The sequence below is a fragment of the Pseudomonas gingeri genome, from assembly GCF_013385425.1.
Classification (GTDB): Bacteria; Pseudomonadota; Gammaproteobacteria; order Pseudomonadales; family Pseudomonadaceae; genus Aquipseudomonas; species Aquipseudomonas gingeri_D.
Window position 1 is genome coordinate 57,741 of record NZ_JACAQA010000027.1, and the last position, 22,392, is coordinate 80,132.

Annotated in this window: 25 protein-coding genes and 2 tRNA genes; 12 read left to right on the forward strand and 15 right to left on the reverse strand. The window is 61.1% G+C overall.

The genetic code is table 11. The features are described 5' to 3' along the window. The first annotated feature begins 6 nt into the window (after positions 1 to 6). Together HX830_RS25555 and HX830_RS25560 are read left to right on the forward strand one after the other, a co-directional pair. Entirely contained in the window at positions 7 to 1,155 is a 1,149-nt protein-coding gene (locus HX830_RS25555) for an HlyD family secretion protein (protein WP_177103392.1), read from the forward strand. Then, complete coding sequence (locus HX830_RS25560; protein ID WP_103499376.1) at positions 1,152 to 2,744, forward strand: DHA2 family efflux MFS transporter permease subunit; 1,593 nt, start codon at positions 1,152 to 1,154, stop codon at positions 2,742 to 2,744. The genes HX830_RS25555 and HX830_RS25560 overlap by 4 nt, the downstream gene beginning before the upstream one ends. A gap of 14 nt (positions 2,745 to 2,758) precedes the next feature. Here the strand turns inward: HX830_RS25560 and HX830_RS25565 are convergent, their stop codons facing one another. Both HX830_RS25565 and HX830_RS25570 read right to left on the reverse strand, forming a co-directional pair. Continuing rightward, a complete protein-coding gene (locus HX830_RS25565; RefSeq protein WP_177103394.1) occupies positions 2,759 to 3,064 on the reverse strand; it encodes a putative quinol monooxygenase in 306 nt (101 codons plus the stop codon). A gap of 102 nt (positions 3,065 to 3,166) precedes the next feature. Continuing rightward, positions 3,167 to 3,949, reverse strand: coding sequence for an alpha/beta fold hydrolase (locus tag HX830_RS25570; protein ID WP_103499378.1), 783 nt, complete (start codon positions 3,947 to 3,949; stop codon positions 3,167 to 3,169). A 113-nt stretch (positions 3,950 to 4,062) separates the two neighbouring features. Here HX830_RS25570 and HX830_RS25575 point away from each other — a divergent pair, with 113 nt between their 5' ends. Further along, a complete protein-coding gene (locus HX830_RS25575) occupies positions 4,063 to 4,971 on the forward strand; it encodes a LysR family transcriptional regulator (RefSeq protein WP_177103397.1) in 909 nt (302 codons plus the stop codon). 38 nt (positions 4,972 to 5,009) lie between these two features. On the opposite strand, the gene HX830_RS25580 is transcribed toward HX830_RS25575, so the two are convergent. The 4 genes from HX830_RS25580 to HX830_RS25595 form a co-directional block, all read right to left on the reverse strand. Next, complete coding sequence (locus tag HX830_RS25580; RefSeq protein WP_177103538.1) at positions 5,010 to 6,848, reverse strand: amidohydrolase; 1,839 nt, start codon at positions 6,846 to 6,848, stop codon at positions 5,010 to 5,012. A gap of 50 nt (positions 6,849 to 6,898) precedes the next feature. After that, positions 6,899 to 7,474 (reverse strand): antibiotic biosynthesis monooxygenase, encoded by a 576-nt coding sequence (locus HX830_RS25585; RefSeq protein WP_103498327.1) that lies wholly within the window; start codon positions 7,472 to 7,474, stop codon positions 6,899 to 6,901. Then, positions 7,471 to 7,905, reverse strand: coding sequence for a DoxX family protein (locus HX830_RS25590; RefSeq protein WP_103498326.1), 435 nt, complete (start codon positions 7,903 to 7,905; stop codon positions 7,471 to 7,473). Before HX830_RS25590 ends, HX830_RS25585 begins: the two co-directional genes overlap by 4 nt. Before the next feature lie 69 nt (positions 7,906 to 7,974). Then, positions 7,975 to 8,619 (reverse strand): hydrolase, encoded by a 645-nt coding sequence (locus tag HX830_RS25595; protein WP_152737523.1) that lies wholly within the window; start codon positions 8,617 to 8,619, stop codon positions 7,975 to 7,977. Positions 8,620 to 8,927: 308 nt separating this feature from the next. On the opposite strand from HX830_RS25595, the gene HX830_RS25600 reads away from it, so the two are divergent. Beyond that, complete coding sequence (locus HX830_RS25600; RefSeq protein WP_177103399.1) at positions 8,928 to 10,874, forward strand: DNA topoisomerase III; 1,947 nt, start codon at positions 8,928 to 8,930, stop codon at positions 10,872 to 10,874. A 74-nt stretch (positions 10,875 to 10,948) separates the two neighbouring features. Here HX830_RS25600 and HX830_RS25605 read toward each other — a convergent pair whose 3' ends face one another. Both HX830_RS25605 and HX830_RS25610 read right to left on the reverse strand, forming a co-directional pair. Continuing rightward, positions 10,949 to 11,503, reverse strand: a complete 555-nt coding sequence (locus tag HX830_RS25605; RefSeq protein WP_103498297.1) for a hypothetical protein — start codon at positions 11,501 to 11,503, stop codon at positions 10,949 to 10,951. 109 nt (positions 11,504 to 11,612) lie between these two features. Next, on the reverse strand, positions 11,613 to 12,065 hold the full coding sequence (locus HX830_RS25610) for an SRPBCC family protein (protein ID WP_177103401.1): 453 nt from the start codon (positions 12,063 to 12,065) through the stop codon (positions 11,613 to 11,615). Between the two features lie 368 nt (positions 12,066 to 12,433). On the opposite strand from HX830_RS25610, the gene HX830_RS25615 reads away from it, so the two are divergent. After that, positions 12,434 to 13,306, forward strand: coding sequence for an SPFH domain-containing protein (locus tag HX830_RS25615; RefSeq protein ID WP_103498299.1), 873 nt, complete (start codon positions 12,434 to 12,436; stop codon positions 13,304 to 13,306). Positions 13,307 to 13,328: 22 nt separating this feature from the next. Here the strand turns inward: HX830_RS25615 and HX830_RS25620 are convergent, their stop codons facing one another. From HX830_RS25620 to HX830_RS25630, 3 genes are all read right to left on the reverse strand, one after another. Next, positions 13,329 to 13,880: an NADPH-dependent FMN reductase gene (locus HX830_RS25620; protein WP_177103403.1), complete on the reverse strand. Its 552-nt coding sequence runs from the start codon at positions 13,878 to 13,880 to the stop codon at positions 13,329 to 13,331. A gap of 170 nt (positions 13,881 to 14,050) precedes the next feature. Beyond that, a tRNA-Val gene (locus HX830_RS25625) sits at positions 14,051 to 14,127 on the reverse strand. Positions 14,128 to 14,288: 161 nt separating this feature from the next. Next, a tRNA-Val gene (locus tag HX830_RS25630) sits at positions 14,289 to 14,365 on the reverse strand. Between the two features lie 186 nt (positions 14,366 to 14,551). Here HX830_RS25630 and HX830_RS25635 point away from each other — a divergent pair. After that, entirely contained in the window at positions 14,552 to 15,835 is a 1,284-nt protein-coding gene (locus tag HX830_RS25635) for an NAD(P)/FAD-dependent oxidoreductase (RefSeq protein ID WP_177103405.1), read from the forward strand. 28 nt (positions 15,836 to 15,863) lie between these two features. Here HX830_RS25635 and HX830_RS25640 read toward each other — a convergent pair whose 3' ends face one another. Next, complete coding sequence (locus HX830_RS25640; RefSeq protein WP_177103407.1) at positions 15,864 to 16,553, reverse strand: peptidase C39 family protein; 690 nt, start codon at positions 16,551 to 16,553, stop codon at positions 15,864 to 15,866. A 225-nt stretch (positions 16,554 to 16,778) separates the two neighbouring features. Here HX830_RS25640 and HX830_RS25645 point away from each other — a divergent pair, with 225 nt between their 5' ends. Continuing rightward, a complete protein-coding gene (locus HX830_RS25645) occupies positions 16,779 to 16,946 on the forward strand; it encodes a hypothetical protein (RefSeq protein ID WP_177103409.1) in 168 nt (55 codons plus the stop codon). A 61-nt stretch (positions 16,947 to 17,007) separates the two neighbouring features. On the opposite strand, the gene HX830_RS25650 is transcribed toward HX830_RS25645, so the two are convergent. Further along, a complete protein-coding gene (locus HX830_RS25650) occupies positions 17,008 to 17,757 on the reverse strand; it encodes a TerC family protein (protein WP_103498358.1) in 750 nt (249 codons plus the stop codon). Between the two features lie 137 nt (positions 17,758 to 17,894). Here HX830_RS25650 and nhaR point away from each other — a divergent pair, with 137 nt between their 5' ends. Then, the gene (gene nhaR / locus HX830_RS25655) at positions 17,895 to 18,800 is read left to right on the forward strand and encodes a transcriptional activator NhaR (RefSeq protein ID WP_177103411.1); all 906 of its coding nucleotides are present in this window, start codon (positions 17,895 to 17,897) and stop codon (positions 18,798 to 18,800) included. A gap of 116 nt (positions 18,801 to 18,916) precedes the next feature. On the opposite strand, the gene HX830_RS25660 is transcribed toward nhaR, so the two are convergent. Next, positions 18,917 to 19,426 carry a DUF1993 domain-containing protein gene (locus HX830_RS25660; protein WP_177103413.1) on the reverse strand — a complete coding sequence of 170 codons (510 nt, stop codon included), beginning with the start codon at positions 19,424 to 19,426 and terminating at the stop codon, positions 18,917 to 18,919. Positions 19,427 to 19,556: 130 nt separating this feature from the next. Between HX830_RS25660 and HX830_RS25665 the strand changes: the two genes are divergently transcribed. Further along, complete coding sequence (locus tag HX830_RS25665; RefSeq protein WP_152737516.1) at positions 19,557 to 20,204, forward strand: YceH family protein; 648 nt, start codon at positions 19,557 to 19,559, stop codon at positions 20,202 to 20,204. Positions 20,205 to 20,223: 19 nt separating this feature from the next. Here HX830_RS25665 and HX830_RS25670 read toward each other — a convergent pair whose 3' ends face one another. Next, positions 20,224 to 21,042 (reverse strand): shikimate 5-dehydrogenase, encoded by an 819-nt coding sequence (locus HX830_RS25670; protein WP_103498354.1) that lies wholly within the window; start codon positions 21,040 to 21,042, stop codon positions 20,224 to 20,226. A gap of 257 nt (positions 21,043 to 21,299) precedes the next feature. Between HX830_RS25670 and HX830_RS25675 the strand changes: the two genes are divergently transcribed. The 3 genes from HX830_RS25675 (at position 21,300) to HX830_RS25685 (ending at position 22,359) form a co-directional block, all read left to right on the forward strand. Next, positions 21,300 to 21,638 carry a hypothetical protein gene (locus HX830_RS25675; RefSeq protein WP_103498353.1) on the forward strand — a complete coding sequence of 113 codons (339 nt, stop codon included), beginning with the start codon at positions 21,300 to 21,302 and terminating at the stop codon, positions 21,636 to 21,638. Positions 21,639 to 21,871: 233 nt separating this feature from the next. Next, on the forward strand, positions 21,872 to 22,066 hold the full coding sequence (locus HX830_RS25680; RefSeq protein WP_100942792.1) for a hypothetical protein: 195 nt from the start codon (positions 21,872 to 21,874) through the stop codon (positions 22,064 to 22,066). 110 nt (positions 22,067 to 22,176) lie between these two features. Next, positions 22,177 to 22,359 carry a hypothetical protein gene (locus tag HX830_RS25685; protein WP_152737515.1) on the forward strand — a complete coding sequence of 61 codons (183 nt, stop codon included), beginning with the start codon at positions 22,177 to 22,179 and terminating at the stop codon, positions 22,357 to 22,359. Positions 22,360 to 22,392 lie beyond the last annotated feature (33 nt).

Below are 22,392 nucleotides of genomic sequence, written 5' to 3' on the forward strand. Positions count from 1 at the left end.
TCCGTCATGACCAACCTGTCCTCGGCCTCTGCCCCTGAACTGGCCGTTCAGAAAAAACCGGTGCTGTTCAAGCGCCTCCTGCTGCTGACGGTGGTCACTGGCGCAGTGGTCTTCGCCGCTTTCTACGGCCTGCACTGGTGGACGGCCGGACGCTTTATCGAAAGCACCGACGACGCCTATATCGGCGCCGACGTGACGGTGATCGGGCCCAAGGTGCCGGGCTATATCGCCGAGCTCAAAGTCACCGACAACCAGTTCGTCCACGCCGGTGACCTGCTGGTGAAGATCGATGATCGCGATTACGTCGCCGCCCTGCAAAAGGCCGAAGGCGCGGTCGCAGCCCAACAGGCGCTGCTGGCCAATCTCGACGCCACCGAGCAGTTGCAGCACGCAGTGATCAGCCAGGCCCGGGCCGGCATCGATGCGGCCAATGCGGAAACCGTGCGTTCGCGCAACGACCACGCCCGCTACGAAAGCCTGGTGGGCCGCTCGGCGGTGTCGGTGGAAAGTGCCCAACGGGTCGATGCCACCTTCAAGACCGCCCAGGCCAATGGCGCCAAGGCGCAAGCCACGCTGCTGGCCAATCAACGCCAGGTGGACGTGATCGAGACCCAGAAATTGCAGGCCAAGGCCGCGTTGATGCAAGCGGTCGCCGAACGCGACATGGCCCGCCTGAACCTCTCCTACACCGAATTGCGAGCGCCGGTGGACGGCGTGATCGGCAACCGTCGGGCCCGGGTCGGCGCCTTTGCCGCGGCCGGTTCGCAGTTACTTTCCGTGGTCCCACAGCAGGGCCTCTGGGTCGATGCCAACTTCAAGGAAGACCAGTTGACCCATATGCTTCCCGGCCAGGCCGTGACCATCCGCGCCGACGTGCTGCCCGGCAAGGTCTTTCACGGCCACCTGGACAGCCTGGCCCCGGCCACCGGCGCCCAGTTCAGCGTGCTGCCACCGGAAAACGCCACCGGCAACTTCACCAAGATCGTCCAGCGGGTGCCGGTCCGGGTCATGCTTGACCAGGCCGATGGCGTGCTCGGGCAGCTGCGCCCGGGCCTCTCGGTCACCGCCGAAGTCGATACCCTGCACAACGCCAATGGCGTCGCCAGCCGCCCGGCTGACCAACGTGCCACCAGCCAACTGGTCAGCACGCCATGAGCACCCGCGCCCCGGCCAAGCCTTTCGACGCGGCGTCGATGAGCACCTCGGTCAAGGTGTTCGCCTTTGCCACCCTGTGCGTGGGCATGTTTATCGCCCTGCTGGACATCCAGATCGTCTCCGCCTCGTTGCGCGATATCGGCGGTGGACTGTCGGCCGGTACCGATGAAACCGCCTGGGTGCAGACCAGCTACCTGATCGCCGAAATCATCGTGATCCCGCTGTCGGGCTGGCTGTCGCGGGTGTTTTCCACGCGCTGGCTGTTCTGTGCCTCGGCGGTGGGGTTCACCCTGGCCAGCCTGCTTTGCGGAGCGGCCTGGAACATCCAGAGCATGATCGTGTTTCGCGCCTTGCAAGGGTTCCTGGGCGGCTCGATGATCCCCCTGGTGTTTACCTCGGCGTTCATGTTCTTCAGCGGCAAGCAGCGCGTTATCGCCGCCTCGACCATCGGTGCCATCGCCTCCCTGGCGCCGACCCTCGGCCCGGTGATCGGCGGCTGGATCACCGATATTTCCTCCTGGCACTGGCTGTTCTACATCAACCTGGTGCCCGGTGTGTTCGTCGCCGTGGTGGTGCCGATGCTGGTGCGGATCGACGAGCCGGACCTGCGCCTGATCAAGGGTGCCGACTACCTGAGCATGCTGCTGATGGCGGTGTTTCTCGGCTGCCTGGAATACACCCTGGAGGAAGGCCCGCGCTGGAACTGGTTCAGCGACAGCACTATCCTGGCCACCGCATGGATTTCCGGCCTCGCCGGGCTGGCCTTTGTCAGCCGCAGCCTGATGGTGGCCAATCCGGTGGTCGACCTGCGCGCGCTCAAGGAGCGCAATTTCGCCCTGGGTTGCTTCTTTTCCTTCGTCACCGGTATCGGGCTGTTCGCGACCATTTACCTGACGCCACTGTTTCTCGGCCGAGTGCGTGGCTATAGCGCCCTGGACATCGGCCTGGCGGTGTTCTCCACCGGTCTGTTCCAACTGGCGGCAATTCCGCTGTACGCGTTTTTTGCCAACCGGGTCGACCTGCGCTGGCTGATGATGGTGGGGTTGGGGTTGTTTGCCGTGTCGATGTGGGACTTCTCGCCGCTGACCCATGACTGGGGCGGCAAGGAGCTGATGTTGCCCCAGGCACTGCGGGGCATGGCCCAGCAATTCGCCGTGCCGCCCACCGTGACCCTGACCCTCGGCGCCCTGGCACCGGCACGTCTGAAACAGGCTTCGGGCCTGTTCAACCTGATGCGCAACCTCGGCGGCGCCATTGGTATCGCGGCTTGCGCGACGATTCTCAATGATCGGACCAACCTGCATTTCAACCGGTTGGCCGAGCACCTGAACAGCACCAACGAAGCGTTGAACCAGTGGATGGCCACGGTCGGCAGCAACTTCGCGGCCCTCGGCCAGAGCGGCAGCGAAGGCACCACCGCCAGCCTGCAGCAACTCTGGCAACTGGCCTATCGTGAGGCGCAGACCCAGAGTTATGCCGATACCTTCCTGGTGATCATGGTCTGTTTCATCATCGCCACGGCCCTGGTGCCGTTGATGCACAAGGTGAAGCCACCGCCTGCGGCGGCAGCGTCGCCCGATGCTCATTGAGGATACACCGGCCGTTACGGGCTCTCGCTCAAGGAAGACCACAGATTGATCTGAGGAGGAGCAGACAGCAGTTGCCCCAGGTGCGCCATATCGCCGCGAGCCTCGCGCCAGGCGATATAAGCGTGGAACGCGGCTTCGTTCTCCCATTGTTCGACGAAGCAGATCGCCTGGCTGTCCTGATGCTGACGCAGTACCCGCACGGACAAGGCGCCAGCCGCCGAAGATGTGCCACGGGTCAGCTCAGGCAGGCCCTCGATGAACGCCTCCATGAACTCAGGTTTTATGTTCATCAGCAATGTGACGGTGACGGCGCTAGTCATTAGCATTTTCCTGAAGAAGGTGGGCCGATAGTGCCAAACCGGGACCGGCTATCGATATGACATAAAAGCCGCAAACCCGGCCACTTTCGCGGAGCATCCGCATCACCGGCCAAGTCCTTCGACAAAGCGCTGGATAGCCCCGGCAACCTCATCCGCCGACTCCAGCGGCGACAGATGCCCGGTACCCGCCAGTTCACACAGAGTGGCCTGGGGAATTCGCGAGAGGACTTCTGCTCGCAATACCTCGACCGGATCGACCCGGTCCAGCTCACCGGCAATCACCAGGCTCGGCACCTCGATACCCGTCACGTCAGCAGTGATGTCCTCTTTGCTGGTCGCACAAGGCCAGGCGGCCTTGGCTTGCGGTGCGCCACGCAGACTGTCCTCGATCACCTGCTCGAGATGCTTCGGGCTCAAGGGTTTGGCGGTCAGCATATGTTCGAGGGCCATCGCCACCGACTCACGTGACTCATAAGCCGTCTCCATCGCGGCTTGCACCTCTGCCGGGAGCCGCAGCGGTCCCGGCGGCGAAGGCGCCACCAGCACCAGCCCGACCAGACCGACCGGGCGCCGCGAGGCGAACAGCTGCGCGATCTTGCCCCCCATCGAATGGCCGATCAGCACGTAGCGGCTCAGGTTCAACGCAGCAATCACCGCCAGGGTATCTTCGACAAAATCAGCCAAGGCATAGCCGCTGGCCGGTGCCTGGGAGTCGCCCCAGCCGCGATGGTCATGGGCAACGCTACGGTAATCACTCGGCAGCGCCGCGCGCACATCGTCCCAGGTGCGTGACGAACCGCCCCAGTAGTGCAGGAACACCAGGGCTGGCGAGCTGGCGCCACGGTCGCTGACTTCAAGTTGAACACCGTTGGAAACTACTTTCATGTCGATCTCCAGAGACTGAATGTCTGGAGGCGATCGTAGATCAGCGCAAATAAAGCGATAATCCCGTATTTTCTATCATCAGCTAATCACCAGGCTATCGACTGGAGTACGTTATGGACCGTTTCATGAGCCTCAAGGTGTTCAGCGCCGCCGTCGAAGCCGGCAGCCTGGTGGCCGCAGGCCGGCGTTTCGGGCTTTCCGCTTCAATGGCTGGCAAGTACCTGAGCGCCCTGGAGGCCGAGTTGAATGTGCGGCTGATCCAGCGCAGTACCCGCAGCCTGAGCCTGACCGAGGCCGGTCGGGCCTACCATGCTCGTTGCCAGCGTATTCTCGAAGCCCTTGAAGAAGCCGACCGCGAAGCCAGCGATACCCAGCATGCCCTGCGCGGGAAATTGCGCATTTGCGCGCCGGTGACCTTCGGCTCCCTGCACATGGCACAACCGCTGGCGCGTTTCATGGCCGAGCACCCGCAGCTCGATACCGAGATCGTGCTCGATGATCGTTATGTGGACTTGCATACCGCCGGTATCGACATCGCCATCCGCATCGGACGCCTGCCGGATTCGGAATTGATTGCCCGAGCGCTGGCCCCCTGCCGCATGGTGCTCTGCGCGGCCCCTGCATTTCTGCAAAGGGAAGGTGTACCGTCGCGCCCCGAGGACCTGAGTGACAGTCCACGCCTGGCCTTCAGCGAAGCCGTCTCCAGCGGCGCCTGGACCTTGAGCGACGCACAACAGCAACCCCATCTGATCGAAGGGCCGGTGCGCATGTATGCCAATAACATGCACATGCTGCTGGCGGCGGCCCTGGCCGGACTCGGGATCGCCTACGGCCCGACCTTTGTGTTCGGGCAAGCACTGGCCGCCGGCGATCTGGTGAGGATACTGCCCGATTTCAGCGTTCCCGATCTGACCATACAGGCCGTCTACCCGACGGCCCGATACGTGCCGTCCAAGGTCCGTCGATTTATCGACTATATGGCCGCTGAATTCGAAGGTTTACCGGCCTGGGATCGTTTCTGAAGCCGGGCGAGGCGCAAGCGCCCCGCCCGGTCTTCGACTCAGAAGGCAAAACACGAACAACCAAAGGCCCCCCAGAACCCCTGGAAGTCACTGACCGGCACACTCGACATCCGCGCCCGCTCATGACCGTGGGCATGCACCCCGCAAGGACCGCTGCACTGGTGCACCTGGGCCTGCAAGGGCGAGTTCGGCCGCCAGTGTCCCGGCACCTTGACCACCGGCGACCAGTCGGGGGTCACCGGCAGCGTCGGCGGCGCGAGTTTGTCGAAATCACCCGCCGCGTGCACCACCTTGCCGTCGACCACCGTCAACACCGATTCGATCCACTTGATGGCTTCGGCGTCGACGCTGAAATAGTCCGCCGACAAGGCCACCAGGTCCGCCAGTTGCCCGACCTTGATCTGGCCTTTCTTGCCCTGCTCCGAGGAAAACCAGGCACTGCCATGGGTGTACAGCTCCAGCGCGGTTTCCCGTGGCAGCCCCTCGGGATAGAGCTCGAGCCCGCCGACGGTACGTCCACTGACCATCCAGTACAGCGAAGTCCAGGGGTTGTAGCTCGACACCCGCGTGGCATCGGTACCCGCGCCCACCGGCACGCCTTCGGCCAGCATGCGCTTGATCGGCGGCGTGGCCTCGGCGGCCTTGGCGCCGTAACGCTCGACGAAGTATTCACCCTGGAAGGCCATGCGGTCCTGAATGGCGATGCCGCCGCCCAACGCCCGTACCCGTTCGATGTTTTTTGGCGTGATGGTTTCGCAGTGATCGAAAAACCACGGCAGGCCATTGAACGGAATATCCCGATTGACCTTCTCGAAGACATCCAGCATCCGCGAAATGGATTCGTCATAGGTGGCGTGCAGGCGGAACGGCCAGCGCTGTTCCACCAGATGACGGACCACCGGCTCCAGCTCCTGCTCCATGGTCTGCGGCAGGTCAGGGCGCGGCTCGAGGAAGTCTTCGAAATCCGCCGCCGAGAACACCAGCATCTCCCCTGCGCCGTTGTGCCGAAGGAAGTCGTCGCCCTGGCCGTAGGTCACCTTGCTGGTCCAGTTCTTGAAATCCGCCAGCTCTTCCTTGGGCTTCTGGGTAAACAGGTTGTAGGCAATCCGTACGGTCAGTTGTTGTTTGGCCGCCAGTTCGTTGATGACTTCATAGTCGTCCGGATAGTTCTGGAAACCGCCGCCGGCATCGATGGTGCTGGTGACACCCAGGCGGTTGAGTTCACGCATGAACTGGCGGGTCGAGTTGACCTGATACTCCAGCGGCAGTTTCGGCCCCTTGGCCAGGGTCGAATAGAGAATCATCGCGTTGGGCCGGGCAATCAGCATGCCGGTCGGCTCGCCCTTGGCATCGCGGACAATCTCGCCACCCGGCGGGTTCGGCGTGTCGCGGTTGTAGCCGACCACCCGCAGTGCCGCCCGGTTGAGCAAGGCGCGGTCATACAGGTGCAGGACAAACACCGGAGTGTCCGGCGCCGCCTTGTTCAGTTCTTCCAGGGTCGGCATGCGCTTTTCGGCGAACTGGAATTCGTTCCAGCCGCCCACCACCCGCACCCATTGCGGCGCGGGGGTACGCTCGGCCTGTTCCTTGAGCAGACGCAACGCATCCACCAACGAGGGCACGCCTTCCCAACGCAGTTCCAGGTTGTAGTTCAGGCCGCCACGGATCAGGTGCAGATGCGAGTCATTGAGGCCGGGGATGACGGTGCGGCCCTTGAGGTCGATTACCTGGGTGGTGCTACCGCGCAAGGCCATGGCCTCGCCGTCGTTGCCCACGGCGATAAAGCGACCGTCCTTGATGGCTACCGCCGTGGCCTTGGGTTGGGCACGGTCGACGGTGTGCAAGCGGCCGTTGTGCAGAATCAGGTCAGCGATCACATTGCTCATATCAGTTCTCCTTGCTTGACGGAATGTAACGGTCAGCGAAATCAGTGGTTGGCCGGTTGCAGCCAGCGGCTGAACAGACGGGTCACACGGGGCATGAACACATAGACCACCAGCAACACGATGCTCAAGGTGATCAGCACATTGGCTTGTACGTAGCCGCCCAACCAGGGCAGCAGCGTGAACAGCGGACGCCACAACATCGGTACGACAAAACTCAGCGGCAGGATCACCAGGAAGGTCACGCAGGCCTGCTTCCAACGCGGCACCGGACTGGGCGAACCGACTTCGGCCGGCGTGAACCAGAATTCGCGGTCGGCGTTGATTTCGGTCTGGTCGCCATCGGCCAGCATGGGCTGGGCCTCTTCTACCAACTCACGACGGTCATTGGAGTCCAACCAGTGTTGCAGTTGTTCGGTAGAGGCAAAACGCAGCACGCTGGTAAACAACGTTTGCCCGTGGCTATGCCCACGCACCACATCGACACCGAGGTGCCCCGGATAACTGCGCGCCATGGTGACGATGCGCCGCAGCCAGGTTTCATAGGCCTGGTCCTGGCCTTTCTTGATCCGATGACGGACCAGCAGGGTCACCACGCCATCCAGCAATTCGATATTCATGGGTGAAGACTCCCCGGGCGGGTGAACGCGCTGAAACGCCGCTCCAGAGCGATGCTCCCGGAACCACCGATCAGCAAGGCGACGAAGACGATCAGCAGCAACCAGGCGAATTGCCCTTCGGCCAGGCTCCACTCCGGGTGTACCCACACCAGTGAAACCAGCAGCAGGAACAGCACCGGCAGCGTAGCCAGGCGGGTCAACAGGCCAAGGATAATCAGCAACGGGCACAGCACTTCGGCGAAAATCGCCAGGCTCAGGGTCAGGTGCGCCCCCAGGCCGAAAGGGTCTTCGATCAATGTCAGTTGATGTTGGAAGTCCAGCAGCTTGGGCAAGCCATGGACCCGTAACAACAAGGCCGAACCGGCCAGGCGTAACCAGAGCAGCGCCCAGTCAGCCGAAGTGCGAGAGGACAACAAGGGGCGAGTGACCATGTCAGGTATCCCTGTGAAGGCTTGAGGCGATGAGGTGTCGGGCGCGACCCACGCGCCCGACTCACGTCACTACTTGGCTTGGCGTTGCGGCGCGTTGTGCACCATGGTGTAGGCGTAGTCCACGCCCATGCCGTAGGCGCCGCTGTGCTCGCGCACCAGATCCATCACCGCGTCGTAGGTTTCCTTGTGCGCCCAGTCACGCTGGAACTCCAGCAGTACCTGCTGCCAGGTCACCGGGACGGCACCGGCCTGAATCATCCGTTGCACGGACATGTCGTGGGCTTCCTGGGTGGTGCCCCCGGACGCGTCGGTGACGATGTACACCTCGTAACCTTCAGCCAGGGCTTCCAGGGCCGGGAAGTTCAGGCACACCTCGGTCCACAGTGCAGCCATGATCAGCTTCTTGCGACCGGTGGCCTTCACCGCCTCGACGAATTTCTTGTCTTCCCAGGAGTTCATCGAGGTGCGCTCGATGGGCTGCTGGTCCGGGTGCACCGCCAGTAGTTCCGGCCAGATGTAGCCGCTGAAGCTCTTGGTTTCCACCGAGGTGAAGATCGTCGGCACATTGAAGATCTTCGCCGCCTTGGCCAGGCCCACGGTGTTGTTCTTCAGGGTCTGGCGATCGATCGATTGCACGCCGAAGGACATCTGCGGCTGGTGGTCGATCAGGATCAGGGTGGAGTTGGTTGGGTTCAGCAGTTCACGAATAGACATGGCGCGTTCCTTTTGATGTCGAGTAGTGGTGCGTTCGGTTTGTCAGGCGGGCCTGGCGCCCTCCGTTGGGAGGTCCGTGCTGCCTGGCTTGGATGTCACTTTAGGCGCCTGAGAAAATCGAGACAATTACCCTAAACCGGGAATCATTGATTCTATAAAAGGGACAATTGAGTCTTGCCTACTATCTGCGCGCATGAACTATAGTTGATGAAATAAAGCTGTATGTTTATACAGATAATGATTGCCTGATCGCCCGACACTGAGCATGCTGTCCGACTTCAAGACCCCGCGCTGAAATGAGAGTGGTTATGCGCTTGTTCCTCTGTGAGAAGCCCTCCCAGGCCAAAGACATTGCTGCGGTGCTCGGTGCCACGCGGCGTGGCGACGGCTGCTGGGTGGGGCCGAATGCCACCGTCACCTGGTGCATCGGCCACCTGCTGGAAACCGCCCCGCCGGATGCCTACGACGCCCGCTACAAGCGCTGGGTGCTGGCCGACCTGCCGATCGTTCCGGAAAAATGGAAGATGCAGGTCAAGCCCAAGACCGCCAGCCAGTACAAGGCGGTCAAGCGCCTGCTGGGCGAGGCCGGGGAGTTGGTGATCGCCACCGACGCCGACCGCGAAGGGGAAATGATCGCCCGTGAACTGGTGGAGCATTGTCGCTATCGCGGGCCGATCCAGCGGCTCTGGCTGTCGGCGCTGGACGATGCCTCGATCCGCAAGGCGCTGGCGGCGCTCAAGCCCGGCGTCGAGACCTTTTCGCTCTATCACTCGGCCCTGGGACGCTCGCGGGCCGACTGGCTGATCGGCATGAACATGAGCCGCCTGTTCACCCTGCTCGGCCGCCAGTCCGGTTATCAGGGCGTGTTGCCGGTCGGACGGGTACAGACACCGACCCTGCGCCTGGTGGTGGACCGTGACCGTAGCATCGCCGACTTCGTGCCGGTGGCTTACTGGGCGATCGACGTGCACCTGCTGCACGACGGCCAGCCCTTTATCGCCCAGTGGCGCGCGCCGTCGGATGCCTGTGACGATCAGGACCGCTGCCTCAACCAGGCCCTCGCCCAACAGGCCGCGAGCGACATGGGCGCGGCGTCCAGCGCCCGGGTGGTGAAGCTCAAGACCGAGCGGATTCGCGAGGCTGCACCCCTGCCCTTTGATCTGGGCACCTTGCAGGAAGTCTGCTCGAAAAGGCTCGGGCTGGGCGCCCAGGAGACACTGGATATTGCCCAGTCACTGTACGAAACCCACAAGGTCATCACCTACCCGCGCAGTGATTGCGGCTTTCTGCCCCTGAGCCAGCACGGCGACGCCGGTCGGGTATTGGCGGCACTGGAACGGGCTGATCCAAGCCTGGACAAACTGGCGCCGTATCTCGATCCGACACGCCGTTCGCGAGCCTGGAACGACGCCAAGGTCACCGCCCACCACGGTATTATCCCGACGGGCACCGGCGCCAGCCTCGAACGTTTGCAGGGCAAGCCGCGCGCCGTCTACAGCCTGATTCGCGCCCGTTACCTGGCGCAATTCCTGCCCAATCACGAATACGACCGGACCCAGGCCGATTTCGATTGTGCGGCGCAGGCATTGCGGGCCGTAGGCAAACAGATCGTCGAGCCGGGCTGGAAACGTGCCCTGCCTGAAGCGCTGGCGCCGGCCAAGGGCCGCGAAGCCCCCGAGCCGCAGGCCTTGCCGGCGTTGCGCGAAGGCACCGAATGCACGGTGAGCCGGGTCGACCTCAAGGATCTCTGGACCCAACCCCCCAAACCTTTCACCGAAGGCGACCTGATCAAGGCGATGAAAAACGTCGCCAAGTATGTGGAGGACCCACGCCTCAAACAGAAACTCAAGGACACCACCGGCATCGGCACCGAAGCCACACGCGCCGGCATCATCCAGGGTTTGCTCGATCGAAGTTATCTGGTCAAGCATGGCAAAAGCCTGTCAGCGACCCCGGCGGCCTTCAGCCTGATCGATGCGGTACCGCGGGCGATTGCCGACCCGGGCACCACGGCGATCTGGGAACAGGCATTGGACATGGTGCAAAGCGGCGAGATGAGCCTGGAAGAGTTTGTCGCCAAGCAGGCAGCCTGGATGAGCAAGCAGGTAGGACGTTGTGTCGAGTTGAAGCTGCAGATCACCATGCCGGCCGGAATGACGGGACAAGGCGCGGCGCCCTGGAAGAAGAAGCGCAAGGCAGCGGGAGCCAAGACAGGCAGGACCCGGCGTACGCCGAAGTCGGCGGCCAACTCCTGACTGATCGAACGTTCCCACGCCGGAGCGTGGGAACGATCACATCAGGGCTTATGCGAGCGCCATGGCTGCTGTCGTCACTTCACCTTTCTGCTCAGGTCATCGACGTTGCGTTTCAGACTGTCCAGATCACGCTGCTGATCACTGATATCGCGCTTGAGGCCGGACAACTCACTGGAACTCGAACTGGAGCTTGAGCCTGAACTGCGCTTGAGGTCGTCCACCTGGCTGGTCAACTTTTCGATAGCGCGATCCTGATCGCTGACACTGCGTTTGAGGCCGGAAAGATCGCTGCTGTTCGAACTGGAATTGGAGCCGGAACCACTGTTGCGCTTGAGTTCCTCGATGACACGTGCCTGATCGTTGATGATCTTCTTCAGGTTCTCCAATTCATCGGCATTGCGCTTCTGCAGGTTTTCCATCTTCTGCAAGTCATCCACCGTGAAATCGGTATTGCGCAGCGAGTGCCCGGAACCCGAACCACCATGGGTCGCGGCGAGATGATCAAAACCCGAAGCACTGAGATTATCGACCTCCACCGCGGCCTGGGCCGGAAGCGCCAAGCCACCCAGCAGCAGGACCAGCAAGCCAGTGGCGGGAATCGTGAACGAGGGTTTGAAACGAGCGAGCATCACTGAGCGTCCTTGTGAAGTGCCGAGATGGCACATAGCTATGACTCACTTTTCCAAAACTGGTTCCGCTCCCGATGTTCTGGCTTCAGGCTGCCCGGAACCACGGCAATCATGGGATGTCCAGCAACTGCCGCATGTTCCGATGGCGTGCATCAAAGATGCGATTCATGTACGCATCGACAAACAGCCACTCCAGCGCCGCACCACCGATAGCCCGATAGGTAACCCGGTCGGTATAGAGCGTCCCGCCCTCGGCGGCCTCGACCCGGTGCTCATGGCGAAACGCACTGAGCGGCCCCCTGACCATCTCATCGATAAAGTGCTGATTGTCTCTAACCTCACGAATACGCACGGTCCAGTTGGCCGGGATAAAACCGAACATCCAGTGCCGGAAACGGAACTCGCGCCCCAGCTCGATCCGCAGGTCGGCGATGTCGACCTTGCCCAGCGGCGTGACACGCTCCGGAAAAATCTTCGGGAAGTTGGCCCCCTCCAGGCAAAAATCGAACACTTCGGCGCAACTGCGCCCTTTGATCAACGTGGTCTTTTCCAATACAGGCATATGGCGCGCGCTCTTCAAATGGGTTTGGCAACCGGCCAGGAAACGCCGACGCCAGATTGATCATTCGACACTAGATCAATATGGCCTTCCAGCATCATTGAAAAGATAACGACCGACAGGGCACGATATTCAGTAGACCTGAACCGTCAGGGATCTCTGACGCCCAGGCCTGAGAGTCGCTTCTCAGAATGGAACTGGCCAGGTCGCTATCATATTGGGTCGCCGGTGTCGGCGGCTCGAAAGGCGCCCGGAACCGTTGCGGCGACAAGGCAAACTCAACACTATTGACCATGTTGGCGGGGCGCGCTTCCTGAACACCCAGGCAGCGTATCCAGGGAGTGCTTTCCCGCACATCAAAGGAACGAAATATGACCCGTAATATGATCGGCAGCGCGGTTGGCGGTGCGGCTGCATTGATCCTGCTCATTGTGTTTTTCGGCAGTTGGTACACCGTGGATGAAACCGAGCGCGGCGTACTTCTGAGAAACGGCGCGCTCGTCGGTGTGGTGGACCCCGGGTTGTCGTTCAAGACACCCTTCATTGAAACGGTCAAGCTGATCAGTACCCAGAGCCAGGTTTCGGCCTATGAAAATCTCCAGGCCTACAGCAAGGACCAGCAATCGGCGCAACTCAAGGTCTCGGTGTCGTGGCACGTCGCCCCTTCCGATGTCGCCAAGGTGTACACCCAGTTCAAGGATATCGAGGGCATTCGCGACCGACTGATCAGCCGCCAGGTACCGACCCAGGTCGAGAACGTCTTCGGCCAGTTCAACGCCGTGGCCGCCGTGCAGAACCGTGTCCAACTGGTCAATGATATTTCCGCCGCGATCAAGACGGCGATCACCGGGCCGGTGATGATCGACAGCGTGCAGGTCGAGAACATCGACTTCAGCGATGCCTATGAGAAAGCCATCGAGGCACGCATGGCCGCCGAGGTGCAGGTCAAGACCCGCGAACAGCAACTGGCCACCGAACAGGTCCAGGCACAGATCCGCGTGACCCAGGCACAAGCCGAGGCCGACGCACAGCTGGCGCAGGCCAAGGCCGATGCCCAGGCCACCGAACTGCGCGGCCGAGCCGAGGCGGAAGCGATCAAGGCCCGCGCCCAGGCATTGGCGAGCAACCAGAACCTGGTGGAGTTGACCAAGGCGGAGCGCTGGAATGGTGTACTGCCGACAACGGTATTGCCGAGCGGCTCCCTGCCCTTTATCGATGTCCGGCAGGAGCGCAAATCCGACTGATTGCGGGCCCGTCGAGCGGCGGCTACGAGATCGGGTTTTCCTTATCGATCCAGCCCTTGAATGCATCGAGGGCTGAAACGATTTGCTGGCCAATCAGCGGATCCGCCGCAATGCTCGCCTCATCCATTTCTTTGGCCAGCAGGTTCACAGTGATCGATGCCGGTTCGACGATATTGGCTGACATCGTTTCCAGCACCAGCCTGAGCGCCGCCTGGGCATGACTCGCCCGCGGCGATGCATTGAACAGCGCCACCGGCTTGCCGGGAAATTCGTGGCTGGCGACGAGCCAATCCAGCGCGTTCTTGAACGAGCCTGGAATGCCACGCGCATATTCGGGGCAAGAGATCAGAATGCCATCTGCCCGACCGATCAGCTCCCGCAGCGCCAAAACGATTGCCGGAGGATTGTCGGCCAGGTCCGGGTCGAAATGCGGCAACTGCCCCACCCCCAGATAATGCTGGATCGACACCCCCTGCGGACTGAGCCTCTCGGCGGCGCGAAGTAACGAGGAGTTTGAAGAGGCCGCCCGAAGGCTCCCGGAGACTGCCAGTAGCCGAACCCTTGATACCTCCACCTACACCCCCAAAAAACCAGCGTTTAAGGCCCAATGTTTAGGGAAAGACAGAAAGCGGTCAACCCAATAACGGATTCGATACGTCGGGCACCATTGCCAAACGCAAGACGCAAAAAAGGGCCAACCTTTCGATTGACCCTTTCAGACCGCCCAGCAGAGCGGATTTTGTTTGGTAGGCGCGATTGGACTCGAACCAACGACCCCCACCATGTCAAGGTGGTGCTCTAACCAACTGAGCTACGTGCCTGCTGTGAGGCGGCATTCTACGGATTTCCGAAAGGCTGTCAACCCCTTTTCTTTCCGCTAAGCCTATGAATATGCGTATTTTTTAGTGAACACCCGGAAAACGAAAAAAGGGCCAACCTCTCGGTTGACCCTTTCTGACCGCCCAGCAGAGCGGATTTTGTTTGGTAGGCGCGATTGGACTCGAACCAACGACCCCCACCATGTCAAGGTGGTGCTCTAACCAACTGAGCTACGTGCCTGCTGTGGGGCGACATTTTGCGGATTTTCTCAAAGCTGTCAACCCCTTTATTTCGCTAACCCCTTGAATATGCGTATTTTTTACTGACTCCCAGCGAAATCGGCTTTTTTCCCGGGTGGCTGGCGGGGGTATTTCATCTGAGGTAGGATCAGGCCACTCGTAAAAAATATAAAACAGAGGTTGCAGGATGGCGAACACCCCCTACCCCCAGTCCTATTACGCCGCTTCGGCGAATCCGGTTCCTCAACGCCCTGCCTTGCAGGATGACGTCGAGACCGATGTGTGCGTGATCGGCGCCGGTTATACCGGGCTGTCCAGCGCACTCTTTCTGCTGGAGAACGGTTTCCGGGTCACGGTGCTGGAGGCCGCCAAAGTCGGTTTCGGCGCGTCGGGCCGTAACGGCGGGCAGATCGTCAACAGCTACAGCCGCGATATCGACGTCATCGAACGCACCGTTGGCCCCAAACAGGCGCAATTGCTCGGGCAGATGGCCTTCGAAGGCGGCCGGATCATTCGCGAGCGGGTGGCCAGGTACAACATCCAGTGTGACCTGAAGGACGGGGGTGTGTTCGCCGCCATTACCAAAAAGCAGATGGGCCATCTCGAATCCCAGAAGAAGCTCTGGGAACGCTATGGCCATACCCAGCTCGAACTGCTGGACGAGCGACGCATTCGTGAAGTGGTCGGTTGCGACCAATACCTGGGCGGCATGCTCGACATGAGCGGCGGTCATATCCATCCGCTGAACCTGGCATTGGGCGAAGCGGCAGCGGTCGAGTCGCTGGGCGGGACCATCTACGAGCAGTCGCCGGCAGTGCGCATCGAACGCGGTGCCAATCCAGTAGTGCATACGCCACAGGGCAAGGTCAGGGCCAAGTTCATCATCGTCGCCGGCAACGCCTACCTGGGCAATCTGGTGCCGGAACTGTCCGCCAAATCGATGCCCTGCGGCACCCAGGTGATCACCACCGAGCCGCTGAGCGATGCGCTGGCAAAGTCGCTGCTGCCCCAGGACTACTGCGTCGAGGACTGCAACTACCTGCTGGACTATTACCGTCTTTCCGGTGACAAGCGCCTGATCTTCGGCGGCGGCGTGGTCTATGGCGCACGGGACCCAGCCAATATCGAGGCGATCATCCGGCCGAAGATGCTCAAGGCCTTCCCGCAACTCAAGGATGTGAAGATCGACTACGCCTGGACCGGCAACTTCCTGCTGACGCTGTCGCGCCTGCCGCAGGTCGGTCGCCTGGGGGACAATATCTATTACTCCCAGGGCTGCAGCGGTCATGGCGTGACCTACACCCACCTGGCGGGCAAGGTGCTGGCCGAAGCCCTGCGCGGCCAGGCCGAGCGCTTCGACGCTTTTGCCGACCTGCCGCACTACCCCTTCCCCGGCGGCCAGTTGCTGCGCACGCCGTTTACCGCCCTGGGAGCCTGGTATTACACGTTGCGGGACAAGCTGGGGGTCTGACCCCCGCAGCCTGATGCAAATATTGTCGTCAGTGCCCGGCCAAGGCCTTGGTGGCCTGGGCCGCCGCCTGTTCCTGACCGGCCTGGGCCAGGTCGTTGGCGGCTTTCAACCAGCGCTGCCGATCAACCTGGGCCGGCAATTGCGTCGGCGCCTGGATCAGCACCGCCCAACTGCCGGCGCCCTTCCAGGCCGATGCAAAGGCACTGAACTTCATCGGCAGCCGGGGGCTCATGCCCGCGCGCAACAGCACGGTCTGTTTGGTCCGGTTGTAACCGACCAGCACCCCATAACGCGGGGTCGACCACACCCGCCCCTCGTTGAACCGGACCAGCACCGGATACCCGGCGGCGACCTGGGCCAGCAACGCCGACAACTCAGGGTCCAGCGGATAGACCACCATGCCGTACTCACGGGCCAGGACCTGCATGTTGCGCTCAAGGCCGTCCTCGGCTCCCGGCAATTTCAGCGGTTTCTCCAGCAACCCCGGCGTCACGCTGACACTCTGCTGCGACAGCATGGTGGCCAGGGCCATGGTGCCGCCTTGATAGGCCTCGCCACGGAAGAACGGCACGGCATTGAGCTCAACCCGCTCCGGCAGACTCCGGACCTCTGGCGAAACACCACCGCCGGCACAACCGCCCAACCCCAGCAACAATGCCCCCACCAGCCACAAGCGCCGCCCCGGTACCGTTCGAAAATTTGTTGATCCCTTGAACATCTTCACTCTCTTGGTCAATCGCCAGGCCGTTCAACACCTGACAGGCCCCCTGATCATAGGTCGCACGCCGATGTGGGTATAGCCTTTCGTTGCGATTTGCCTGACGCGATAGAGCGAAATGACTGACCCAACACGACCTTTGGTCAATGGACTGAAACACAGCAACGTCTAGACTGATCCTGGAAAGACGAAGTGAGTGAGCCCGAACGGGCGAAGGAGGCACTGATGAGCCTTGTAGCGATAATTGCACTGTTGGTGCTCGGCTGGGTCACCGTCGCAGCGGCCATGTTGTGGGGAGTCCTGAGAGTCTCCCGCCGTCACCACCACCCTGCCCTGCCGGCACAGCCCAAAACCGCCGAACAGTCCCAGGCCCGTACTGTCACTGTGCACTGACGGGCTTTTAACGAGAAAGGCCGCCTGAATCCAGGCGGCCTTTTTATTGACGCAACAGCTATCAGCCTTCTGCTACCTGACGCTTGTGTCGGGCACGCCGGGCCAGCATGTTCAAACCTTCGATCACCGCGGAGAAGGTCATGGCCGCGTAGACATAGCCCTTGGGCACATGGGCGCCGAAGCCTTCGGCGATCAGCGTCATGCCGATCATGATCAGGAAGCCCAGGGCCAGCATCACCACCGTCGGGTTGTCGTTGATAAACTTCGCCAACGGCTCGGACGCCAGCAACATCACCAGCACCGCCACTACCACCGCGATCACCATGATCGGCAGATGCTCGGTCATGCCCACGGCGGTGATGATGCTGTCGATGGAAAAGACCATGTCGAGCATCAGGATCTGACCGATCGCCGCCGCGAAACCCAGGGATATACCGGCGCTGCTGTCTTCGGTCTCCTTGGCCTCGGGGTCCATGCTGTGGTGAATCTCGGTGGTGGCCTTCCACACCAGGAACAGGCCACCGGCAATCAGGATCATGTCCTTCCAGGAGAACGCCTGGCCGAACACCTCGATCACCGGCGCGGTGAGCTTGACGATGTAGGCGATGGTGCCCAGCAAGGCCAGGCGCAGGATCAGGGCCATGCCGATACCGATACGCCGGGCCTTGGTGCGAAACTGCGCCGGCAGCTTGTTGGTCAGGATCGAGATGAAGATCAGGTTGTCGATGCCCAGCACGATTTCCATGACGATCAGCGTCGCCAGGGCAATCCAGGCGGTGGGGCTGACGGCGAGTTGCAACAGGTATTCCATGGTTCAGTCCTGATTCGGGGGTAAGGCGGCCACGTCCTGGCCCACCAATAGCGCAGCATTCTAAGGAAGTGAACACTTCAGTAAAATTCGTATTTTTAAGCGCTATACTTCGGTTTTAACGAACTGAATAGAGCCTGATGCTCAATTATCGCCAGCTGCACTATTTCTGGGTCGTGGCCAGGACCGGTAGTATCGTCAGGGCCTGCGAGCAGTTGAACCTGACGCCACAAACCATCAGCGGCCAGATCAGCCTGCTGGAACAGACCTTTGGCGTGGAGTTGTTCCGCAAGGCCGGACGACAGTTGGAACTGACTGAAGCCGGGCGCCGGACCCTGCCCTATGCCGAGCAGATGTTCCAATTGGGCAACGAACTGGAAGCCATGTTGCGCACCCAGCCGAACGAGCAGCAGCGACTGCTGCGGGTCGGGGTCGCGGATGTGGTGCCCAAATCCATCGTCTATCGCCTGATCGCGCCGACCATGGAGCTGGATGAGCCGATCCGTATCACCTGCCGCGAAGACAAACTCGAACGCCTGCTCGCCGACCTGGCGATCCAGCGCCTGGACCTGGTGATTTCCGACAGCCCCATGCCTGGTCATCTGGACATCAAGGGCTATAGCCAGAAGCTGGGGGAATGCGGGATCAGCTTTTTTGCCACGCCGGCACTGGCAGCGCGCCATGCCGAGGATTTTCCACGTTGCCTGCATGGCGCACCGCTGCTGATTCCCGGACAGGAAAGCGTGGTGCGCAGCCGGCTCTTGCGCTGGTTCGCCGAACAACACCTGCACCCGAGGATCGTCGGCGAGTTCGACGACAGTGCGCTGATGCAGGCATTCGGCCAATCCGGCAGCGGGATTTTCATTGCCCCGAGCGTGATCGCCGAGGAGGTATGCCGGCAGTACGGCGTCGAGCTGATCGGCCAGACCGATGCGGTAAGCGAGTCGTTCTATGCGATCTCGGTGGAGCGCAAGGTCAAGCACCCTGGCATTGTTGCCATTACCGAGGGCGCTCGACGCGAGCTGTTTACCACGCAGGAAGACTAAGCGCTGACCGTCCGGGATTTCGCGCCCATCAGAAAGTTTGCGGCAAGCGGGCAAGCCCGCTCATCACAAGATCTCACCGGTCAATCAGATTTGAACCGGTATCGAGCCGTACGAAATCAGAACGCGCCCATGTAGTCACGTTTGCCGATTTCCACGCCGTTGTGGCGCAGGATCGCGTAGGCAGTGGTCACGTGGAAGAAGAACTGTGGCAGGCCGTAAGTCAACAGGTAGGCCTGGCCAGTGAAGCGCTTCTCTTTCGGTGTGCCCGGGCGGGTCACGATCTCGATGCCTTCCTGACCATCGATCTGGTCCGGGGTGATGGTGTCCAGGTGAGCCAGCACCTTGCTGATCAATGCCTGCAGTTCGGCAAAGGTGGTTTCGCTGTCCGGGTAGGACGGCACGTCGATCTCGGCCAGACGCGAAGAAACGCCCTTGGCGAAATCGACCGCGATCTGCACCTGACGGTTCAGCGCGAACATATCAGGGGCCAGACGGGCTTGTACGAAAACGCTCGGATCGATGTTCTTTGCCACCGCATGGGCTTCGGCCTTGTTCAGAACGTCGCTCAAGGCATTGAGCATTTGCTTGAAGACCGGAATGGAAGCTGCGTACAGGGAAATGGTCATGAGGATCTCGCAGTGAAAATGGCAGGAGTGAAGCTGGGCGATTATAGCCAGGGTGAAGCGTATAGCGGCTTGTCTTTTTACGGCTGAAGGCCCTACGCTTACGACCTTTCAACGCACAGGGAAAAGCACTATGGGCAGCGAGCAAGAGACTTCCGTCGATCAGCCACAATTGAACAGCACGGAAATTCGCATCCTGGGCTCCTTGATTGAAAAACAGGCCACCAGCCCGGAAACCTACCCCCTGACCCTCAATGCCCTGGTGCTGGCCTGCAACCAGAAAACCAGCCGCGAACCGGTGACGAACCTCAACCAGGGCCAGGTCGGCCAGAGCCTGCGCGCCCTTGAAGGCCGTGGCTTTACGCGCCTGGTGATGGGCAGCCGTGCCGACCGCTGGGAGCATCGGGTCGAAAAGGCGCTGGAACTGGTGCCGGCCCAGGTGGTGTTGATCGGCCTGCTGTTCCTGCGTGGCCCGCAGACGGTCAACGAACTCCTGACCCGCAGCGGCCGGATGCATGATTTCGAAGACAGCGAGCAGGTCGTGCATCAATTGGAGCGCCTGATCGCCCGTGGCCTGGCCCTGCTGATTCCAAAACAGGCCGGGCAGCGGGAAGACCGCTACACCCACGCCCTGGGCGACCCGGCGGATATCGAAGCCATCCTCGCGGCCCGCCAGCAAGGACCCGAGCGCAGCGCGGCCGGCGCGGTGTCCGTGGAGCGTATCGAAGAGCTGGAAGCCCGGATCGCGGCGCTTGAAGAACGTCTGGCGCGATTGGAATAACCACCGCCAGACGCTTCATTCAACTGCGCGCAAAGGCCACCGCCTTCTGGAACTGCTCTTCGCTGGGCCGCACACCGGTGTACAGCACGAACTGTTCCAGCGCCTGGATGGCAATCACTTCAAGCCCGGTGATCACCCGCTTGCCCAGGGCCCTGCCGCGTAGAATCAACGGGGTTTCCGAGGGCACCGCGACCACATCGAACAGAGTGTCGGCCGCCTCCACCGCCGCGGCCTCGAAGGCCAGCTGATCCGCTTCCGGGCCACCGCTCATGCCAATCGGCGTGACATTGACCAACATCTGCGGGCGTAACGCCCCCAACTCCGCCTGCCATTCATAACCGCAACTCTGCGCCAGCGCCCTGCCCGCTGCTTCATTGCGGGCCATAATTACGCCATTACGGTAACCGCCATCCCGCAGGGCCGACGCCACGGCCTTGGCCATGCCGCCGCTGCCGCGTAGCGCGAAGCTGATGTCCTTGGGCACCGCATGGGTCTCAAGCAACTGCGCAATGGCGATGTAATCGGTGTTATAGGCCTTCAGATGGCCAGCAGTGTTGACGATGGTATTGATGGACTGAATCGCCGCGGCGGACGCGTCCAGTTCATCCACCAAGGCGATGCACGCTTCCTTGAACGGCATCGACACCCCACAGCCCCGAATACCCAGGGCCCGAATCCCACCGACCGCGCCGGTCAGGTCCTGGCTGCTGAACGCCTTGTAGTAGAAGTTCAGGTCTAGTTGCTCATAAAGATGATTGTGGAAACGCAAACCGAAATTCCCGGGGCGCCCCGACAACGACATGCACAACTGGGTGTCTTTGTTGGGGTTCATCTGCATGTTTCATCTCCTGAAGGGGTGTTTTCGGATAAATGGGATAGGCATTTACCCAGCTTTCGTCGATCATAGCGACCAGCTGAAGGCTCTGGCACCTGGCCTCGGATAGCTGTCAAAGAAGCCGCGCCAAGAACCTTACACAAAATTTACTCAACGGCTGTGCAATTTTTCAGAAAGTCGTTGTCATAGAAGTATCCCCACGACAGTCCTTGAGTCTATTGCAGACAACAAGCGCTGGGGTTGGAACCCGAGGAATAATCATGATTCGTACAATCCCCAAGATAGCCTTGCTCGTTGGTGCACTCGCTGTCGCAGGCCAGGCCTCTGCCCATGGTGGCAACTGGGTCGGCCCTGCCTTGTTGGGTGGCGTGATCGGCGGAGCCATCGTCGGTTCGGTGATGTCAGAGAGCCGCCCGGCTTATGTTCAGCAGCCCGTGTATGTGCAACCGGCCCCGGTCTATGTACAGCAGCCGCCTCCGGTCTATGTCCAACAACCGGTCTATGTCCAGCCGGCCCCGGTCTACGTCCAGGGTGGCTACTATGGCCGTCCGGTGTACTACGGTCATCCGCATTACTACGGCGGTGGCCCACGCTGGTAATCGACAGGCAGAACAGCCAGGCCCTGCTCGCAAGAGCGGGGCTTTTTTTTGCGATATCCAAGCGTCGATGTCTGAATTGCGCCAGCAAAGGTCGCAGGCAAGACAACCGCCCAGCGGCAATAAAAGGCATGATATGACCTGTCGTCGCCCAGGACGGGCCTTAATACGACTGTCATATTTATGCCATGCCCGATCAGCAAGATCAGGCTGAATGATAAGAACAAGGACGAACCATGCCTACGCAGAACCCACATCGTACCGCTGGCCTCTGCACATCCAGCAAGGTCTACAGCGCCCTCACCGAGCTCAAGCAGCTCGAAGGCCACCGCACGGCCAAATTCCTCTCCTTGCTGGCCGAGAATCTGGTCCGCAAAGGGCTGCTGAATGAGCAGGAAGTGCTGAAGATGCTCGACCAGGTCGTCGACTGACGCACTCTATTGCCGCCTGTCGATCTCGTCGATGTCCACTATCGAGCGCGATGATTTTCCTCCGATCGGGCCGGGCCTTAAGGTAGCTCCATAGATTGATGGAGGTCCTCATGGCCAAGGTACAAATCATGTCCGTAATCGGCAGTGCCGTTCCCGCCTCGCTCAGAGAGCTGGGCCTGCTCGCCTGCTGGTACCTGGTTCGAGACGGTGTACCGATCAGCGGACCGTTCACCTCGCTGCGGGCAGCCAAGACTTCGTCGCAAAGCATGAACCTCTCTGCACTGAACGCCTGATCGGCCCAAGATTCCCGAAAACGTGCGTTGCTC

What these genes read in the sequence shown, in the direction of transcription:
- HX830_RS25555 (WP_177103392.1), top strand. Translation starts at nt 7, where the DNA reads ATGACCAACCTGTCCTCGGCCTCTGCCCCTGAACTGGCCGTTCAGAAA.
- HX830_RS25560 (WP_103499376.1), top strand. Translation starts at nt 1,152, where the DNA reads ATGAGCACCCGCGCCCCGGCCAAGCCTTTCGACGCGGCGTCGATGAGC.
- HX830_RS25565 (WP_177103394.1), bottom strand. Translation starts at nt 3,064, where the DNA reads ATGACTAGCGCCGTCACCGTCACATTGCTGATGAACATAAAACCTGAG.
- HX830_RS25570 (WP_103499378.1), bottom strand. Translation starts at nt 3,949, where the DNA reads ATGAAAGTAGTTTCCAACGGTGTTCAACTTGAAGTCAGCGACCGTGGC.
- HX830_RS25575 (WP_177103397.1), top strand. Translation starts at nt 4,063, where the DNA reads ATGGACCGTTTCATGAGCCTCAAGGTGTTCAGCGCCGCCGTCGAAGCC.
- HX830_RS25585 (WP_103498327.1), bottom strand. Translation starts at nt 7,474, where the DNA reads ATGAATATCGAATTGCTGGATGGCGTGGTGACCCTGCTGGTCCGTCAT.
- HX830_RS25590 (WP_103498326.1), bottom strand. Translation starts at nt 7,905, where the DNA reads ATGGTCACTCGCCCCTTGTTGTCCTCTCGCACTTCGGCTGACTGGGCG.
- HX830_RS25595 (WP_152737523.1), bottom strand. Translation starts at nt 8,619, where the DNA reads ATGTCTATTCGTGAACTGCTGAACCCAACCAACTCCACCCTGATCCTG.
- HX830_RS25600 (WP_177103399.1), top strand. Translation starts at nt 8,928, where the DNA reads ATGCGCTTGTTCCTCTGTGAGAAGCCCTCCCAGGCCAAAGACATTGCT.
- HX830_RS25605 (WP_103498297.1), bottom strand. Translation starts at nt 11,503, where the DNA reads ATGCTCGCTCGTTTCAAACCCTCGTTCACGATTCCCGCCACTGGCTTG.
- HX830_RS25610 (WP_177103401.1), bottom strand. Translation starts at nt 12,065, where the DNA reads ATGCCTGTATTGGAAAAGACCACGTTGATCAAAGGGCGCAGTTGCGCC.
- HX830_RS25615 (WP_103498299.1), top strand. Translation starts at nt 12,434, where the DNA reads ATGACCCGTAATATGATCGGCAGCGCGGTTGGCGGTGCGGCTGCATTG.
- HX830_RS25635 (WP_177103405.1), top strand. Translation starts at nt 14,552, where the DNA reads ATGGCGAACACCCCCTACCCCCAGTCCTATTACGCCGCTTCGGCGAAT.
- HX830_RS25640 (WP_177103407.1), bottom strand. Translation starts at nt 16,553, where the DNA reads ATGTTCAAGGGATCAACAAATTTTCGAACGGTACCGGGGCGGCGCTTG.
- HX830_RS25645 (WP_177103409.1), top strand. Translation starts at nt 16,779, where the DNA reads ATGAGCCTTGTAGCGATAATTGCACTGTTGGTGCTCGGCTGGGTCACC.
- HX830_RS25650 (WP_103498358.1), bottom strand. Translation starts at nt 17,757, where the DNA reads ATGGAATACCTGTTGCAACTCGCCGTCAGCCCCACCGCCTGGATTGCC.
- nhaR (WP_177103411.1), top strand. Translation starts at nt 17,895, where the DNA reads ATGCTCAATTATCGCCAGCTGCACTATTTCTGGGTCGTGGCCAGGACC.
- HX830_RS25660 (WP_177103413.1), bottom strand. Translation starts at nt 19,426, where the DNA reads ATGACCATTTCCCTGTACGCAGCTTCCATTCCGGTCTTCAAGCAAATG.
- HX830_RS25665 (WP_152737516.1), top strand. Translation starts at nt 19,557, where the DNA reads ATGGGCAGCGAGCAAGAGACTTCCGTCGATCAGCCACAATTGAACAGC.
- HX830_RS25670 (WP_103498354.1), bottom strand. Translation starts at nt 21,042, where the DNA reads ATGCAGATGAACCCCAACAAAGACACCCAGTTGTGCATGTCGTTGTCG.
- HX830_RS25675 (WP_103498353.1), top strand. Translation starts at nt 21,300, where the DNA reads ATGATTCGTACAATCCCCAAGATAGCCTTGCTCGTTGGTGCACTCGCT.
- HX830_RS25680 (WP_100942792.1), top strand. Translation starts at nt 21,872, where the DNA reads ATGCCTACGCAGAACCCACATCGTACCGCTGGCCTCTGCACATCCAGC.
- HX830_RS25685 (WP_152737515.1), top strand. Translation starts at nt 22,177, where the DNA reads ATGGCCAAGGTACAAATCATGTCCGTAATCGGCAGTGCCGTTCCCGCC.